16 protein-coding genes are annotated in these 17,679 nt (G+C 41.3%); 11 read left to right on the top strand and 5 right to left on the bottom strand.

Going from position 1 to position 17,679, the window contains the following annotated elements; genetic code table 11:
• The first annotated feature begins 173 nt into the window (after positions 1 to 173).
• Positions 174 to 1,613, top strand: a complete 1,440-nt coding sequence (locus FC36_RS03305) for a DHA2 family efflux MFS transporter permease subunit (RefSeq protein ID WP_025020811.1) — start codon at positions 174 to 176, stop codon at positions 1,611 to 1,613.
• A 69-nt stretch (positions 1,614 to 1,682) separates the two neighbouring features.
• Here the strand turns inward: FC36_RS03305 and FC36_RS03310 are convergent, their stop codons facing one another.
• Positions 1,683 to 1,922, bottom strand: a complete 240-nt coding sequence (locus tag FC36_RS03310; RefSeq protein WP_025020812.1) for a hypothetical protein — start codon at positions 1,920 to 1,922, stop codon at positions 1,683 to 1,685.
• Between the two features lie 303 nt (positions 1,923 to 2,225).
• Between FC36_RS03310 and pdhA the strand changes: the two genes are divergently transcribed.
• From pdhA to FC36_RS03340, 6 genes are read left to right on the top strand one after another with little or no spacing between them, the layout of a single operon-like run.
• The gene (gene pdhA / locus FC36_RS03315; RefSeq protein WP_413927784.1) at positions 2,226 to 3,329 is read left to right on the top strand and encodes a pyruvate dehydrogenase (acetyl-transferring) E1 component subunit alpha; all 1,104 of its coding nucleotides are present in this window, start codon (positions 2,226 to 2,228) and stop codon (positions 3,327 to 3,329) included.
• Between the two features lies 1 nt (position 3,330).
• On the top strand, positions 3,331 to 4,308 hold the full coding sequence (locus FC36_RS03320) for an alpha-ketoacid dehydrogenase subunit beta (protein ID WP_023859049.1): 978 nt from the start codon (positions 3,331 to 3,333) through the stop codon (positions 4,306 to 4,308).
• Positions 4,309 to 4,323: 15 nt separating this feature from the next.
• Positions 4,324 to 5,907, top strand: a complete 1,584-nt coding sequence (locus tag FC36_RS03325) for a 2-oxo acid dehydrogenase subunit E2 (protein WP_025020813.1) — start codon at positions 4,324 to 4,326, stop codon at positions 5,905 to 5,907.
• Positions 5,908 to 5,917: 10 nt separating this feature from the next.
• A complete protein-coding gene (gene lpdA / locus FC36_RS03330; RefSeq protein WP_025020814.1) occupies positions 5,918 to 7,321 on the top strand; it encodes a dihydrolipoyl dehydrogenase in 1,404 nt (467 codons plus the stop codon).
• 32 nt (positions 7,322 to 7,353) lie between these two features.
• Positions 7,354 to 8,373, top strand: a complete 1,020-nt coding sequence (gene lplA, locus FC36_RS03335) for a lipoate--protein ligase (protein WP_025020815.1) — start codon at positions 7,354 to 7,356, stop codon at positions 8,371 to 8,373.
• A gap of 59 nt (positions 8,374 to 8,432) precedes the next feature.
• The gene (locus tag FC36_RS03340; protein ID WP_025020816.1) at positions 8,433 to 9,518 is read left to right on the top strand and encodes an SGNH/GDSL hydrolase family protein; all 1,086 of its coding nucleotides are present in this window, start codon (positions 8,433 to 8,435) and stop codon (positions 9,516 to 9,518) included.
• A gap of 38 nt (positions 9,519 to 9,556) precedes the next feature.
• Here the strand turns inward: FC36_RS03340 and FC36_RS03345 are convergent, their stop codons facing one another.
• Both FC36_RS03345 and FC36_RS03350 read right to left on the bottom strand, forming a co-directional pair.
• Positions 9,557 to 10,483 (bottom strand): aldo/keto reductase, encoded by a 927-nt coding sequence (locus tag FC36_RS03345; RefSeq protein WP_025020817.1) that lies wholly within the window; start codon positions 10,481 to 10,483, stop codon positions 9,557 to 9,559.
• A gap of 121 nt (positions 10,484 to 10,604) precedes the next feature.
• Positions 10,605 to 11,963: a DHA2 family efflux MFS transporter permease subunit gene (locus tag FC36_RS03350; RefSeq protein ID WP_035188169.1), complete on the bottom strand. Its 1,359-nt coding sequence runs from the start codon at positions 11,961 to 11,963 to the stop codon at positions 10,605 to 10,607.
• A gap of 172 nt (positions 11,964 to 12,135) precedes the next feature.
• On the opposite strand from FC36_RS03350, the gene FC36_RS03355 reads away from it, so the two are divergent.
• Positions 12,136 to 12,405, top strand: a complete 270-nt coding sequence (locus tag FC36_RS03355) for an ACT domain-containing protein (RefSeq protein ID WP_023859056.1) — start codon at positions 12,136 to 12,138, stop codon at positions 12,403 to 12,405.
• Between the two features lie 19 nt (positions 12,406 to 12,424).
• Positions 12,425 to 13,768: a PFL family protein gene (locus tag FC36_RS03360; RefSeq protein ID WP_023859057.1), complete on the top strand. Its 1,344-nt coding sequence runs from the start codon at positions 12,425 to 12,427 to the stop codon at positions 13,766 to 13,768.
• Between the two features lie 421 nt (positions 13,769 to 14,189).
• Here FC36_RS03360 and FC36_RS03365 read toward each other — a convergent pair whose 3' ends face one another.
• Both FC36_RS03365 and FC36_RS03370 read right to left on the bottom strand, forming a co-directional pair.
• Positions 14,190 to 14,813 (bottom strand): hypothetical protein, encoded by a 624-nt coding sequence (locus FC36_RS03365; protein WP_056986709.1) that lies wholly within the window; start codon positions 14,811 to 14,813, stop codon positions 14,190 to 14,192.
• A 71-nt stretch (positions 14,814 to 14,884) separates the two neighbouring features.
• Complete coding sequence (locus FC36_RS03370; protein WP_056986710.1) at positions 14,885 to 15,793, bottom strand: M48 family metallopeptidase; 909 nt, start codon at positions 15,791 to 15,793, stop codon at positions 14,885 to 14,887.
• 209 nt (positions 15,794 to 16,002) lie between these two features.
• On the opposite strand from FC36_RS03370, the gene FC36_RS03375 reads away from it, so the two are divergent.
• Complete coding sequence (locus tag FC36_RS03375; protein WP_025020990.1) at positions 16,003 to 16,758, top strand: DeoR/GlpR family DNA-binding transcription regulator; 756 nt, start codon at positions 16,003 to 16,005, stop codon at positions 16,756 to 16,758.
• Positions 16,755 to 17,666 (top strand): 1-phosphofructokinase, encoded by a 912-nt coding sequence (gene pfkB / locus FC36_RS03380; RefSeq protein ID WP_023859061.1) that lies wholly within the window; start codon positions 16,755 to 16,757, stop codon positions 17,664 to 17,666. The genes FC36_RS03375 and pfkB overlap by 4 nt, the downstream gene beginning before the upstream one ends.
• Positions 17,667 to 17,679 lie beyond the last annotated feature (13 nt).

Consider the following 17,679-nt stretch of genomic DNA (forward strand, 5'->3'; position numbering starts at 1 on the left):
GCTTTTTTGTAAGCCTTTCAAAAGAGAAAAAAGCGAAAATATAAGAAAAAAAGCTTAAACCAAAATTAAAATTTACACATTTTCAGAAAAAAGACTTACGAAGTTTGGAAAAAATTTGCTAAGATAAGCAACAGCTCAAAGAGAGTTAAATTTAGAGAAAAGAGGATTTTATTTTGGAAAACTCAAGTAAAGCGACTTTTACAAAAGCACGCGTACCTGTGAAACATCCTTGGCTTGCTATGGCTGGGATGTTGATGGGGGCTTTTGTAGGGATGCTTTCAGAAACATCACTTAATATTGCCTTACCTAAATTAGAAGTGGCCTTAGGGGTTGGAACGTCTACCCTTCAATGGCTAGTAACTGGTTATATGTTAGTGATTGGAATTGTTTTACCATTTTCAAGCTTAATTTCAAAATGGTTTACTACCCGTCAAACAATTATCTTCGCTTTATGTGCCTTTATTTTAGGGGCAGTTATCTCTGCCTTGGCACCAAATTTTGCCATTGTTCTAACGGGGCGTATGATTCAAGGAATTGGAACTGGGTTAATTTTACCGCTAATGTTTACGGTGGCGATGCAAATTTTTCCACCACATAAATTAGGGGCGGCCATGGGGGTTAATGCCTTGGTAATCATGTTTGCGCCAGCAATTGGACCTACTTTAACCGGACTTTTATTAGCTAAATTATCTTGGCGTTGGATTTTCTGGGCCTTTGCGATTATTTTAGTAGTTGCTTTAGTTTTCGCCGTTCTACACTTAAAGAACATTGCTGAACTTACTCGGCCGAAAGTTGACTTTTTATCTTTAGTCTCTTCTGCAGTTGGTTTCGGGGCCTTAGTGATGGGTGCTAGTTTTGCCAGTGAAAATGGTTGGGGTTCACCATTAGTTTTAGGTTTATTAATTTTAGGACTGGTGGTCTTGGTATTCTACGTTCACCGTCAATTACACCTGGAACATCCAATTTTGAACCTGAAAGTTTTTGCTAACCCTTCCTTTAGAATCGGTGCTTTAATTGTGATGGTTGACTTTGGGGTTATCTTGTCAGCTATGTACCTTTTCCCTCAATACATTCAAAATGGGATGGGTTTGCCTGTTGCTATGACTGGGATTATCATGTTACCTGGTGGGGTGGTTAATGCTATTGTCTCTGCCATTTCCGGACGGATGTATGATAACTTTGGGGCCCAAATTCCAGCGAGGGTTGGTTTTGTGATTGCCATTATTGGGGCCGTGATGCTAATTATGGTGCAGCCAGATTCTTCCATTGCTTATGTAATTGCAGCTCATATTATCTTGATGATTGGTTGTCCTTTAGCGATGTCACCATCTCAGACACACGCCTTGAATGCCTTGCGGGGGCCTCAAAGCGCTGATGGGAGTACAATTATGAATACTTTACAACAAATTGTCGGGGCGATTGCAACGGCCTTAGCAACTAGTTGTTTAGTTTTGGGTCAGAGTGCCTATGATGGAGGCAACAAACAAGCTGCCTTTACAAATGGGGTGCACTATGGTTTTTACTTTACTTTGGTTCTAACAATTATCGGTTTGATTTTAGCTTTGATGTTAAAACGAAATAAGCCAAGTTCAGATGTAAACTTCGATAAATAAAGACTACAAGTTAATCAATAAGACACTAAAGACACGTTTTCTTCAAATTTAGGAAAACGTGTCTTTTGATTAATTTTGTTCTTTGTGCTCGTCTGTTTGGGTTTGATATTTTTTCTTGAGGAAAATTACTAAAACGGTGATGGAGGCAAAGATTCCGGTAAAAAAGATTAAATCAAGTAGAACAAAGATAATTAGGAAAGCAGTGGCAAGTTTGGTCATTAAAACCCAAAAAGTAAACGCTAAGCTCAAAGATCCACCAATCCAGGAAATAATAGCAGCTATGATTAGAATTTTAACCAATTTGTTCATTGGCAAGAACCTCGTTTTTATTTTCGATTATACCATAATCAAGATTAATTATTTCTTATGAAAATATAGATTTCGATAATATTTGTAAGCGTTTTACATGTGATTGTAATCACATAAGATGAAAAATTATTTTTTTTTATTAACAAAAAACATTGATATAGCGGAATAACTTGAAATTATAAAAGTAAAAAAATCACAATGTTTACAAAGGTTTTCCATGATAGTAAAATACTCATGTAAGCGGTATTATATACTATTAGGTTATTCGTATATAGTTATAGAACTACCAAAGGATTAAGGAGGATTTCCAATATGTCAAAAGGTATCGATTTAAATAAATATTTTGACACACCAAAGCACGATGTTGTGCAAGTGTTAGATGAAAAAGGTAAAGTGGTTAACAAAGATCTCATGCCTGACTTAAGTGATGACCAATTAGTTGAACTTTTCAAAGAAATGTTATGGTCACGAATTTTAAATGATCGTTCAACTAAGCTTAACCGTCAAGGACGTTTGGGTTTCTTTGCACCCACAGCTGGGGAAGAAGCAAGCCAAATCGGTTCCCACTTTGCGATGGAAAAGGAAGATTTCTTATTACCTGCCTACCGTGATGTGCCACAATTAGTTCAACACGGTTTACCATTGGCGAAAGCTTTCCAATGGTCACGGGGGCACATTGATGGTAACAAGTATCCAGAAACTTTGAAAGCTTTACCACCCCAAATTATCATCGGGGCTCAATACGTCCAAACTGCTGGGGTGGCTTTAGGGCTCAAGAAGAATGGCGCTAAGAATGTGGCCTTCACTTACACCGGTGATGGTGGTACTTCTCAAGGGGACTTCTACGAAGGAATGAACTTTGCCGGGGCCTTTAAAGCGCCAGCGGTCTTCTATTCACAAAACAATGGTTACGCTATTTCTGTACCACGTCACGTCCAAACTGCAGCCCCTACCTTGGCGCAAAAAGCTGTGGCAGTCGGAATTCCAGGAGTTCAAGTTGATGGGATGGACGCGTTAGCTGTGTACGCTGTTTCGAAAGCCGCGCGTGATTTTGCTGTTGCGGGCAACGGGCCGGTCTTTATCGAAACTTTAACATATCGTTTCGGACCACACACTCTTTCAGGAGACGATCCAAAACGTTACCGGACAGCGGAAGAAGAAGAAGAATGGCATGCAAAGGATCCGTTGACACGGATGCGTCTCTTCTTAACTGATAAGGGTCTTTGGTCAGAAGAACAAGAAAGTGCCTGGGAAGAAGAAGTTAACGCTCAAATTGATGCAGCCATGCAAGAAGTTGAATCTGCACCAAAGCAAAAGGTCAGTGAATACTTGAAGGATACATTTATCGATACACCAGCTGTAATCCAAGAACAAATCGATAAATTTGTAGCTAAGGAGGAAAACTAATATGGCTAAAACAACAATGATCAAAGCTATTACACAAGCTTTGGACCAAGAATTAAAACGTGACGATAAGGTCTTGATCTTTGGTGAAGACGTTGGTAAAAATGGTGGGGTTTTCCGGGCCACTGAAGGCTTGCAAGCAACCCACGGTGAAGACCGTGTTTTCGATACTCCTTTAGCTGAATCTGGAATTGGTGGTTTGACTTTAGGTTTAGCGACCCAAGGTTTCCGTCCCGTACCAGAAATCCAATTTTTCGGTTTTCTATTTGAAGTGATGGATTCTGTAGCTGCGCAAATCTCACGGACACACTATCGTATGGGTGGTACGGTTAAGATGCCGGTAACGATTCGTTCGCCATTTGGTGGGGGGGTACACACACCAGAATTACACTCAGATAGTTTAGAAGGTTTAGTAGCACAAACTCCAGGGATTCGTGTGGTAATCCCTTCTGGTCCATATGACGCTAAAGGTTTATTGATTTCCTCAATTCGTTCTGATGACCCCGTGGTCTTCTTGGAACATATGAAGCTATACCGTTCAATTAAGGAAGAAGTTCCTGAAGAAGAATATACTTTACCATTGGACAAGGCGGCTGTGAAGCGCGAAGGTAAGGATGTTTCCATTATTACCTATGGCTACATGGTACAAGAAAGCTTGAAGGCAGCTGAAGAATTAGCTAAGGAAGGAATTGACGTTGAAGTCTTAGATTTACGTACAGTGTCACCACTGGATGAAGCAGCCATCGTAGAAACTGTGAAGAAGACTGGTAAGGCTGTTATCGTGCAAGAAGCCCAACGTCAAGCTGGGGTTGCCGCAGCCGTAGCTTCGGTAATTGTCGAAAAAGCTGCTTTATACTTAGATACACCAGTTGGTCGGGTATCTGCGCCTGACACACCATATCCATTCAGTGAAGCTGAGGATGACTGGTTACCAAATAAGCAAGATATCATTGCACAAGTACGAGAAACTGTAAATTTTTAAGAGGTGGGCAAGAAAATGAGCAAATACCAATTTAAATTACCAGATATCGGTGAAGGAATCGCCGAAGGAACAGTCGGTGAATGGCACGTTAAAGTCGGTGACACGGTTAAGGTAGATGACGACTTAGTTCAAATCGAAAATGATAAATCAGTTGAAGAAATTCCCTCCCCAATTGCTGGGAAAATTACGGCTATCTTAGTTTCCGAAGGGGAAACAGCTGAAGTAGGTCAACCCTTAGTTGAATTAGAAGTTGCTGAAGGTGAAGGAAACGTGGACGAAGTCACGACTTCAGCTACCGCTGCCACTCCAGCCGGTGGTAGTGATATTTACCACTTTAATTTACCTGATATTGGTGAAGGAATTGCTGAAGGAACAGTCGGTGAATGGCACGTTAAAGTCGGTGACACAGTGAAGGAAGATGATGACTTAGTTCAAATTGAAAATGACAAATCAGTTGAAGAAATCCCATCCCCAGTTACTGGTACGGTGACAGCCATCTTAGTTTCCGAAGGTGAAACGGCTGAAGTAGGTCAACCATTGGTTGAATTCTCTGTGGCTGCTGGTCAAGGAAATGCGACAGCATCTGCGGGAACAACACCAACCGCAGTCGCTGTTCCTGTAACCTCGGCTAACGTTCCTGTTGTAGGTCAACCTCAAGACCATAGTTTACCTGTCTTAGCTATGCCTTCAGTACGGGCTTACGCGCGTGAAAAAGGTGTTGATTTAGCTCAAGTTAAAGGAACGGGTAACCACGGTCAAATCTTAAAAGTTGATGTGGATAAGTTCTTGACTAATGGTCCTGCAACACCTGAAAACAAAGTTGTACCTGAAGTTGATGTGCGTGAAGCAGCTCCAGCAAAGGAAACAGCTGTTGCAGCCGTTGCCGATGCCCAATTCCCAGAACATCGTGAAAAGATGAACGGTATCCGGAAGGCAACTGCTAAAGCGGTGGTACGTAATGTTCAAGAAATTCCACACATCCACTTGTTTGATGAAGTAGTGGTTGATAAGCTGTGGAATCACCGTAAGAAGTACAAGGAATTAGCTGCAAGTCATGATGTGAAGTTAACTTTCCTAGCTTACGTGGTTAAGGCTTTATCCGTAGTGATGAAGGAATACCCAATTTTCAATTCAACGGTTGATATGGATAACCAAGAATCAGTCTTTAAAGACTACATTAATATTGGGATTGCTACCGATACACCTAAAGGTCTCTTCATGCCTAACATTAAGAATGCTGACCAATTAAGCCTCTTTAACATCGCGCGGGCAATTTCTGCTAACACAGCCAAAGCTAAAGACGGTAAATTATCTTCAGCAGATATGAACCATACGGGAATGTCAATTACAAACATCGGTTCCGTTGGCGGTGGTTTCTTTACCCCATTAATTAACTGGCCAGAAGTTGCTATCTTAGGTATCGGTAAGATTGCTCAAGAACCAGTTGTTGACGCTGAAGGTGAAATTAGTGTTGCTCGTGTCCTCAAGTTATCATTAGCTGTCGACCACCGTGTAATTGACGGGGCAACTGCACAAAAGGCATTGAACCGCTTGAAAGAATTATTAAGCGACCCTGAATTATTATTGATGGAAGGATAGTGAATAGGTAATGGTTGTAGGAGATTTTGCGATTGATTTAGATACAGTTGTGATTGGTGCGGGCCCTGGTGGTTATGTGGCTGCTATTCGTGCTGCTGAAATGGGACAAAAGGTAACGGTAATCGAACGTGAATACCTAGGTGGTGTTTGTTTGAATGTTGGTTGTATCCCATCTAAGGCTCTGATTGAAGCTGCTCACCGCTATCAACACGCCATGAGCTCACAAAAGATGGGGCTTAACGTGACGGCAGCTAAGTTAGACTTTGAAAAAACTCAAGATTGGAAACAATCTGTTGTTGATCGGATGACTGGTGGGGTTGGTTTCTTATTCAAGAAGCACCACATTGATGTTATCTGGGGGGACGCTTTCTTGAAAGATGATAACTCATTACGTGTGATTAGTAATGACAAAGCGCAAACTTACACATTCAACAATTTAATTATTGCGACAGGATCTCACCCTATTGAAATTCCTAACTTCAAGTTTGGCAAGCGCGTCTTAGACTCAACCGGCGCTTTAGCTTTGAAGGAAATTCCTAAGGAATTAGTTGTCGTTGGTGGGGGTTACATTGGTTCTGAATTAGCGTCTGCTTACGCTAACTTTGGTGCTCACGTGTCCATCCTTGAAGGTTCTAACTCAATTTTAGCTAACTATGAAAAAGACTTAGTTAAAGTGGTCGAACAACACTTCAACGAACAAAATGTGGATATTTACACAAATGCTATGGCCAAGAATGCCGAAGAAACCGAAGATGGCGTTAAGGTTACCTTCGAAGTTAACGGAGAAGAAAAAACCTTAGATGCTGACTACGTAATTGTTTCTGTTGGTCGGCGTCCAAATACCAAAAATATGGGCTTAGAACAAGCTGGTGTGAAGGTTAACGAACGTGGCTTGATTGAAGTTGACAATCAAAGTCGTTCAAGCGTCCCTAACATTTACGCTATCGGTGATGTGGTTCCTGGCTTTGCCCTGGCCCACAAAGCATCTTATGAAGGTAAGGTTGCAGCCGAAGCTATCGCCGGGAAGTCAACAATTGTTGATTACCGGGCAATGCCAGCGGTATGTTACACTGATACTTCAATTGCCACAACTGGTTTAACTGTTGCCGAAGCCAAGGAACAAGGCTTAAATGTTGGAAAAGCTCAATTCCCATTTGCTGCCAACGGCCGGGCCGTATCCATGGACGCTACTAGTGGTTTTGTACGTTTGGTTTACATCAAGGATACAGATGTGATTGTGGGTGCTCAAATCGTTGGTCCTCACTCTTCTGACTTGATTAGTGAATTAACCTTAGCAATTGAATCCGGTAGCACGGTGAAGGATGTGGCCTTAACCATCCACCCACACCCATCAATTGCAGAAGCTGTTGGTGATGTGGCTGATGTAGCGGAAGGTTTCCCAACAAATATTTAAAAAATAAAGGAAGTGCTCTTATGTCCGAGAAAATGCAATATGTAATTATGAAGTCTAATGATATTCGGGAGAATTTGGCGACCGAACAATACTTGATGAATAGCGATAAAATAAAACCACCTTTTATGCTATTTTATATTGAAGACTCGTGTATTATTGTCGGACGTAACCAAAATACTTTAGAAGAAATCAACCAAGAGTATTGCCAAGCCCATAATGTGACCGTGACACGGCGTTTATCTGGTGGTGGTGCGATGTACCAAGATATGGGAAATCTTTGTTTTTCCTTTGTGGTTCCCGCTGCGACTCAAAAATTTGGTGACTTCAAAACTTTAGTGCAACCCGTCGTGGATGCACTCCACAAGTTAGGGGTTACTAGGGCTGAAGTTAATGGGCGCAATGATATTGTGGTCGATGGTAAGAAGTTCTCAGGTAATGCCATGTACACGCGCAACGGTAAGACCTTTAGTCACGGGACGCTCATGTTTAATGTAAATACCGACACAGTAGCTAACGCCTTGAGAGTTCCCGCTGATAAGATTGAATCGAAAGGGATTAAGTCTGTGCGGAGTCGGGTAACCAATTTGAAGCCTTACATGAAGGCGGAATACCAAGATTTAGATACCGCAGGTTTTCGCGATGAAATTATTAAATCAATTTGGCAAGTAGATTCGTTAGATGAAATCAAGGAATATGAATACCACTTAACGGATGAAGACCGCGCAGGAATTCGAGCTATCGAAGATAAACTTTACAAAAATTGGGATTGGGTGTACGGTAAATCACCTGAATTTACCATCCAAAAGCGCAAGCATTTCACGGGTGGGACAATCGATGGTCGTTTTTTAGTTAAGAAAGGTAAGATTGATAATGTCAAGTTTTATGGGGATTTCTTCGGAACGGGTGATGTTTCTGAGTTAGAAGACCAGCTTAAAGGGGTACTTTACACTCCAGAAGCCATTACTGAAGTTCTGGAGAAGGCAGATTTAGATAAGTATTTTGCAGGTTTAAATCCAAAAGATGTGATTGACCTTTTGGCGAACCAGCACTAAACTTTAGACAAAAGGACCGGGGTAATGCCTGGTCCTTTTTTAATGAAAGAAGGTAAGACATGATTGAATGGCAAAATGGCTGGTTACAACAATGTGATGATTTTTCGAGCTTCCCCACGAAGTTAGAACAGTTATCTCAAGTCGTGAAATTCACTAATCCTTTAGCGGGCAATAAGCTTCGCTTGGTTTTGAGTAACCTTTATGGGACCACAGATTTAGTTTTTGATTGTATTCTGGTCTCGAAACAAGCGGATTTCCAAGTAAGTAAGCGTCAAACTTTACGTTATCAGGAACAAATCCGTATTCCTCAAGGCCAAAAGGTATATTTGGATCCTTGTCAGTTAACTTTAACACCTGGAGAAACTTTTTATGTTTGGATGCAAGCTAATCAAATGCAAAGTTATGCCGATTATGTAGTGACCTATGCACCTAAATTAATTAATGGTACTTATGCACGTCGGGCGGCTTACTTGCCTAAGTTACGGTCAGACTATCAAAAACGCAAGGCTTGGTTTTGTTTGGAACAGTTCTTAGTGTGGACTAAAGAAGAGGCGCAAGTGGTGGAAATTACCGGCGACTCTTTGGCTGAAATGGGAATGGTAGCCGAACCTTTATTTGAAAAATTATTGGCTGCACCTCAAGCTTATTCTTTTGCCAACACTGCAATTTCAGGAAGTCGGCTGTTAAAGGGCGCACCAGAAAATCCGCCGCTTTTCCGGACTTATGGTCAAAGTCTTCTCCAAAGAGAAGCCGGTAAGAATTTTCAAGCAGATATCACCTTGATTTCAATTGGTGAAAATGATTTACTATTACCGGCGCTAGCGGGGGAAGATATCCCGAGTTTAGCACAATTACAAGCGGGTTTCAGGCAATTACAGGGGCCTAATGTCTGGTTCACCACTTTACCCAAGGTTGAAAAGCAAGCGGGAATAACAGCGATACAGATGACAAAAATTGAAAAATTACGCCAGGAACTAAATACTTGGTTACTAACCCAGCCTAATGTGATTGATGGAGCTGCATTACTCCTAGACCCTAAGACCCAGGCACCTAAGGTAGAGTATAGCTTTGGTGATGGCCTGCATATCAATCTTTTAGGTGGTCAGGTTCTGGCTCAGGCCTGGTACCAAGCATTTACTCACTAACCTAAAAAAGCCCTCAAATTTATTGAGGACTTTTTTCTTTATGGCAAGAATTTACCTGCAGCTAAGTAAAGTTGGTACCACTCGTGATGAGTCAAGTTGACTTTTTGAGCTGGGACCACCTCTGCTAGATGTTCGGGATTCATGGTACCAACAATGGCTTGCATGTGGGCGGGGTGACGTAAAATCCAGGCAATAGCAATGGCTGCCTTGGAGACGCCATATTTATTACCTAATTCTTCGAGAGTAGCATTAAGTTCAGGGAACTTAGGGCTATCAATGAAGCTACCTTCGAATTTACCGTATTGTAATGGTGACCAGGCTTGGATGGTGATGTCATTTAAGCGACTATAGTTGAGTAGGCCACCATCACGGTTGATTGACATCTCAGTCGTTTTGTCGTTAATATAGAGGTCTTGGTCAATTAATTGTGATTGATCTAAAGATAATTGTAATTGATTGAATACCAAAGGCTGTTTGACAAACTTCTTTAATAATTCGAATTGCATAGGTGGCACATTGCTGACCCCAAAGTGACGTACCTTGCCGCTTTGGTGCAGTTCGTCAAAGGCAGCTGCGACTTCTTCTGGATCGAAGATTAAGTCTGGTCGATGCAATAGGAGGACGTCAAGGTAGTCGGTGTGCATCCGTGCTAAAGATTCATCAACGTTCGTCAAGATATTTTCTTTCGTCCAGTCGAATTCATCGCGTGGAAATTCTAGCCCTACCTTTGTTTGCACAATAATTTTGTCGCGACTAATACCAGTTTGTTTCCATCCATCTCCGAAGCGTTTTTCGGCTTCACCTTGGGTGTAACAAGTAGCGTTGTCAAAGTAATTAATTCCGTGGTCAACGGCGTTTTGAATGACCTGGGCCGCGCGGTCAACAGATAACTCTGGCATCCGCATACATCCTTGAATAATAGTAGAAACATTTTGCGGACCTTTTTTAACATTTAATGTTTTCATTTCACAAACCTCCTGTAAGCGATAACATCCAAATTGTAATGCGGCTGAAATTATCTGTCAAGCCTCTTTTCTTACTTTTACCAAGTAAAAACCGTCCATCTTAAGACAAGCGGCGTTAAGTTTACGCTGGTTTGCGTAAGTATTGTAAGAAAATCCCTAACATCAGGACTACTGCTAAAACAATCACCCACATAGATAACCGGGTTCCGACAGTAAAGGAGGCTGGAATCCCCGCTAACACGACTACGACGGTATTAGCTACCGCTCCGGAAGTTTGGCGTAAAGTATTATTTAAAGCAGTAGCATGACTGATTTCACGCAATTGGAGAGCTTTAAAGGCTTCGGACATCGCAGGTGAGAAGACCATGGCATTGCCAATCATACGGAAGGAATAAAAGATGGTTAAGACCCAAATCGAAGTATCCTTACTGATGGTTACTAAAGGAATGGAGGCAATTAACATTAGAATTGCCCCAGAAATGATTAAGTATTTAGGACCATGTTTATCGTAAAGTGGGCCCACGATGGCGGCAGCTAAGGCATTACACAGGGCCCCGGGAAGTAAGATTAGCCCGGAAACCATACTGGAAACTCCCCAGACATTTTGAGTGTAAATCGGAATCATGGCTTCTGTTCCCAGTAAAGCGACGAAAGCTAACATCCCGACAAAGGTCATTAATCTAAAGGAACGTACTTTAAAGATGGTTACTTTTAACATTGGTTGTTCGAGTTTCAATTGTCGGCGGACAAAAAGATACAAGATAACCAAACCGCCAATTAACATGGTAGTGGCGACAGCTAAATTATTTTGGAAGACAGTCAGTGAACCGAGTGCCAAAGAAGAACCTAAGAGGGAGATGAAAACTGAGAGATAGTCAATTTTAATGTCTTGTGGTTCTTTAAAGTTAGGGAAGAAAATGTACCCTAAAATCAAAATAGCTAACATTAATGGTAAGACAAGGTAAAAGAGGTAACGCCAGCCTAAGGTAGTCATAATAAAACCAGAGAGTGTGGGGCCAATCGCAGGACCAAAGGCTACGACCAAACCGGAAAGGCCTAGGATAGTTCCACGTTTTTGCGGAGGATAGATGGAGACCATGGTGGTCATTTGAAAGGACATTAAAAGTCCCCCCGCCAAAGCTTGAACAAGTCGAGCTAGCAGTAAGGTTAAGAAATTTTGCGCCAGACAGCCTAATAAGGTTCCCAATACAAAAGTAGTAATAATGCCTAAAAAAACAGTGCGATTACGGAATTTTTCGTATAAATTAGATGAAAGTGGTGTGATGACCCCAATTAAGAGGGTGTAGCCGGCAGTGAGCCATTGGGCAGCATTCAAGCTGACGTGCATGGCTTTTTGAATGACCGGCAAAGCCGTTAACATCATTGTTTGACTAGCGAGCGAAATAAAGCAGGCTAAAAGTAATAAAACAGTTACAATTAAGCGAGTCTTAGGTTTGATATTTTTATAGATTGCAGACAAAAAATAAATCCTCCTTATTTCAAAATAAATGCAATATCTAGTTTAACACGGATATGTTAGCAGTGGTAAAATAATTTTCAGAAAAAATCACGAACAAAAAATTGAATAATTTTGCTTAAATGCGGAAAATCAAGTATAATTTGAATGAAAACATGAAAATGAAGGTGAAAATATGAAAGCAATCTTAACAACCGTCGGTAAAGACCAAGTCGGAATTATTGCCGGAGTCAGTCAATATTTAGCGCAAAACCACATTAATATTTTAGATGTTTCCCAGACGATTATGGATGATTTTTTCACTATGATGATGATGATCGAGGTCCAAGCCGATGCACCTGAATTTACTCAAATTAGTGCGGATCTCAAGGAAGTAGGCCAAAAGCTAGGTGTGGAAATCAACGTGCGTAACGCCGAACTCTATCAAGCTATGCACAAACTTTAAAATTAGAAAGGAAGATTCCATGGATATCGAAAATATTCTTGAAACTAGTCGGATGATTTCCGATCAAAATTTGGACATTCGGACTATTACAATGGGGATTTCCCTTTTAGATTGTATTGATTCTGACAGTGATAAAGCTTGTCAAAAAATCTACGATAAAATTACTACCCAAGCCAAGAATTTAGTGCGGGTAGGGGAAGAAATTGAAGCGGAATACAACATTCCGATTGTTAACAAGCGGATTTCTGTCACTCCAATTTCCATCATTGCGGCGGCTTCCCATGATAAAAATTACCTGAAATATGCCCAAACACTTGACCGAGCAGCTAAAGCTGTGGGGGTGAACTTTATTGGTGGTTTTTCAGCTTTAGTGCAAAAAGGTTACCAAACGGGAGACGAAACTTTGATTGCTTCTTTACCGCAAGTTTTAGCCGAAACTGACTTAGTTTGTGCGTCTGTCAATGTTGGATCTACTCGTAGTGGAATTAACATGGATGCCGTTAATCAAATGGGTCACGTGATTAAAGAAGCTGCTGAATTGGATGTGATGACCAATGCTAAGATGGTGGTCTTTTGTAATGCTGTGGAGGATAATCCTTTCATGGCTGGAGCTTTTCATGGGGTTGGTGAACGCGATGTCGTCATTAATGTTGGGGTTTCTGGACCGGGAGTAGTAAAGTCAGCTCTAGAAAAGGTAAAAGGCGAATCTTTTGATGTGGTAGCTAATACTATTAAGGAAACAGCCTTCAAGGTGACACGAATGGGACAATTAGTCGGAACGGTTGCTTCTGAACGTTTAGGCGTACCTTTTGGGATTGTTGATTTATCCTTAGCGCCAACACCAGCTGTTGGTGACTCCGTAGCTCAAGTTCTTGAAGAAATTGGGCTTGAACAAGTTGGAACTCATGGGACGACAGCAGCCTTGGCTATGTTAAATGATGCCGTCAAAAAAGGTGGGATTATGGCCTGCAACCGAGTCGGAGGCTTGTCTGGTGCCTTCATTCCCGTTTCAGAAGATGCCGGCATGATTGACGCTGTGAATGCTGGTTCCTTAAATCTGGAAAAACTTGAAGCTATGACTGCAGTATGTTCTGTTGGTTTGGATATGATCGCTGTTCCAGGTGATGTACCAGCGGAAACTATTTCAGCTATGATTGCGGATGAAGCCGCGATTGGGATGATTAATAATAAGACCACTGCGGTGCGGGTGATTCCAGTGCCAGGTGCTAAAGTCGGTGATGCGGTAGAATTTGGGGGGTTATTAGGTCACGCACCGGTGATGTCATACAACCACAAATCGTCGGCAGCAATGATTAACCGTGGTGGTGCCATCCCAGCACCAATTCACTCCTTTAAAAATTAAGGAAATGAATTGATCTTGAATGAAAAAGTGATGCTACCAAGAAAGATTCGATGGCATGTATCACATGATAAGTATTGGGGATTATTAGAAGCTGATTAGGCAAATAAATGTGGTGGACTTAGATTTAGAGTTGGCCATGCGCAATGCTGGTAAAAACCGCAATTCCGTAGCATGATATGTTACAATGAATCTACCCACAAAATCATTGCACTCCTCGTCCGTTTGGGCGGGGAGTTTTTTGTGCAAAGAGGTAATTTTATTTATCTTGATTTTAGAGGACGCATATAATGAAAATGTCGGATATGAATTGAGCAATTTTATTAGAAAGTGCCCAAAGGTGTTGGGAAAACAGAGATTTGCCACTCAAAGCCAATAACATAAAAGAAAAAAATCCCGCAAGTAATTGCGAGATAATTGCTACTTATTTCAATATTTCCACACGATAAAGCTGACCAAAATCTAACTTCTGCTCGGAAACTAGCAAGGTTTTGTCCAACTCTAATACCTTCTCGGCAGTCCCAATCAATTCAACTTCCTTTTCTTTCTTCTGATCATAGTAATTCACCCATACTTTAACTGGCAAGTCCTCTTTAACTTGCACCAAGGCTTGGGCCAAAACCTCTTGTTCATCACTGGCTAAAATCTGCTGGGAAGACCTTACCTCAGCCTTTTGTGCCAATAACTCCTCATAGCCTGTCAAGGCTACAAAAGGCATGAATTGGGCAGCACATTCCGCGCGAGGCATGGCGGGGTGAGCCCGTGATTTGGACGTTTCGGCTTGGGTAAAATCAGCAAATAAATCTAACTGTTGGCTGACTTGCACCCAATCAGCTTCCTTAGCCGGCATGACATCGCTGGCCACCACGGTAATTTTTTGGATTAGCATTTTCAGGTTTACTTGGCGCTGATAAATCTCTTTAAAACCCTTGAATAACCGACTTTGTAGGTCGGTATAGCGTTCAAAATTATAGCTTCCGTGGTCATGTTTGGGTAACGCCCGGCCATAGTAATCTGTGGCTAAAGCTCCTTGATAACCTTGCTTCAAATTCTTGACGTCATAGTCAATCGTTAAGATTAATTACTTCGAAATTGAATTTAAATCTGTTAGATAAGAAATTAATGCTTAACAGAGAAACTGTCTAGTAAACGTGAAATACGGCTATCTAATGTCGGATGCGTTGAGAAGAGATTAGAGAACCAGGAGCCGACTTGGCCAACGTTAAAATATAATTCGTGACCCAAAGCTCCACCGCGTGGCATAACATGTTTATCTCCCCGCAATTTTTGCAAAGCGCGAATCATACCATCTGGATTTCTGGTAAAGTTTACAGATGAAGCATCTGCCAGATATTCACGTTGTCGTGACAACATGAAATAGAGAATTTTACTGATAGGGATCCCGATGCAAGTTATAACTAGGCCAATAAATAAAATTACGGCACCAATTAAGTAGAAAATAATTTGAAAATAAAAATTGTTGAAGCGTGTACGAAAAAAACTAAACGCAAAGTAAAGGGCGCCTAATCCCAGTGAAGAAATAAGCCCAGCTAGTACACTTATAATTGTAGTAACTTGTGTATCGTAATTTTTAATATGAGCTAGTTCATGACCAATGACAGCTTGAAGTTCATCATTTTCCATCATTTGAAGTAGACCCGTCGTTACAGCAATGCTAGCGTGCTGAGGGTTACGACCAGTAGCAAATGCGTTAGGACAAGCAGTTTGAATTAGATACACACGTGGCATTGGGAGCGCAGCTGCGATACAAAGTTCTTCAACCATAGAAAATAATTGTGGATAATCGGCAGGGTGAAGTTCATTTGCATCGTTAATTTGCATAAGCACATTGGCAGCGTAGAAGTAGGAAATAGTGGCGTAAATTACTGAACCAGTAAAGAACCACAAAGCAAATTTGACTCCAAATATGTAACCTAGAAAACTAGCAAGTAATACCATCAAAACAGCAAATAAGAAGAGAACGATGATGGTGTTACGTTTATTAGCTGAAATTTGTTGATAAAGCATAAAAAACTCCTTTCTTTTCTCAGTACATCATAGCATGTTTCAATGCATCTTGAATGGTGAAATTTAAAAGAATAGAAAAATTGATTGTCCACAATACTGGATGAAAATGACGCTTTCTTTTATTTTCATGGAAGTTTCTGACGGTTTTTGATGATTTGTGATTGCTTTTTTAGTTTGAGGATGATAGTATATTGTAGGGAGTGATGGAAGTGCTTGCAGAAAAAAGACAAGAGATTATCTTGAAAATGCTTAAGAACGATAATATCGTCAAGATTCAAGATATTTGCAATCAAACTGCCTGCTCAGAATCTTCAGCTCGTCGTGATTTACAACTCTTGGAAGAACAAGGCTTGTTAACACGCGTGCATGGGGGAGCAAAGCTCAAGTACTCATTGCAACAAGAGCTTGATGTGGTTGGAAAATCCGTCCAAAATACAAGTGAAAAGGCCGCCTTGGCCAAATACGTGGCGACCTTGATTCAGGAGAATGATGTTCTTTATCTCGATGCGGGGACGACTACTTTGAATGTGGTTGATTACTTGCGACCTGGGATGAAGGTTACCGTAGTCACTAATGGCGTTAGTCACGCTTCAAAGTTAGCTGACCGGGGCATCCAAACCATTGTCCTAGGTGGTCGTCTCAAAGACAACACTAAGGCAGTGGTTGGCAGTCAGGCTTTAGCAGCTTTAAGTTCATATCGCTTTAATAAAGCAATTATTGGCATTAATGGGATTCATCCCCAATACGGACTGACAACGCCTGATCCTGATGAAGCAGCTTTAAAACGCTTGGCCATTGAGCAAAGTGAACAAACTTTTGTTCTGGCAGATGCCAGTAAGTTTTCGGCGGTTTCCTTTGTGCAAATTGCAAACCTTGACCAAGTGGAAATAGTGACGGGAAAATTACCAGCTCACATCCGGCGCCAATATAACAACCAAACATCTATTCAGGAGGTTTTTAAATGATTTACACAGTTACTGTAAATCCTTCAATTGACTACATTGTGCAATTAGAAGAATTAACCTTAGGCGAAGTTAATCGCATGGACTACAGCAACATGTTGCCTGGGGGAAAGGGAATTAATGTTTCCCGTATCTTGGGTGAACTTGGTGTCGCTAGCGAAGCCTGGGGATTTTTAGGTGGTTTCACCGGTCAATTCGTGGATGAAGCTTTGCAAAAGGTTGGTTTGAAGACAAACTTTACCAAAATTGCCGCGGATACTCGGATTAACGTGAAAATTAAAGCCCAAGAAGAAACTGAAATCAACGGTCAAGGGCCTACGATTTCTGAAGCTGAAGTGGCAGCTTTCACTGCACAATTTGATAAGTTGACTGAAGATGACGTTGTAATTTTTGCGGGTTCTTTAGTGCCTAGCTTGGATGAAAGTTTTTACTTTGACTTAATCAAGTTAATTCGCTCTAAGGGAGCGCAATTTGTGATTGACACAACTGGTGAAAGCTTGATGAAGACTTTAGAACAACAACCACTAGTTGTAAAGCCCAACAATCACGAGTTAGCCGAATTATTCGGTGTGAAGTTTGATGGCATTGACGATATCGTAAAGTACGGTCGTAAGTTATTAGATTTAGGGGCGCAAAATGTCTTAATCTCTATGGCTGGTGACGGTGGTTTAATGATTACGAAGGACAAGGTTTACCGCTCCTTAGCACCTAAGGGTACGGTCGTTAATTCTGTAGGGGCCGGTGACTCCATGATTGGTGGTTTCGTAGGAACTTACGCAAAGACCAAAAATCCTATGGAAGCTTTCCGTTACGGTTTAGCTTGTGGTTCTGCGACTGCCTTCTCTGAAGACCTAGCCAACCGCGCTAAGATTGACGAAATCTTACCACAAATTGAAATTACTGAATATTAAAAAGTAAACTAAA

This window comes from Ligilactobacillus equi DSM 15833 = JCM 10991 (assembly GCF_001435735.1).
In the GTDB taxonomy this organism is placed as follows: Bacteria; Bacillota; Bacilli; order Lactobacillales; family Lactobacillaceae; genus Ligilactobacillus; species Ligilactobacillus equi.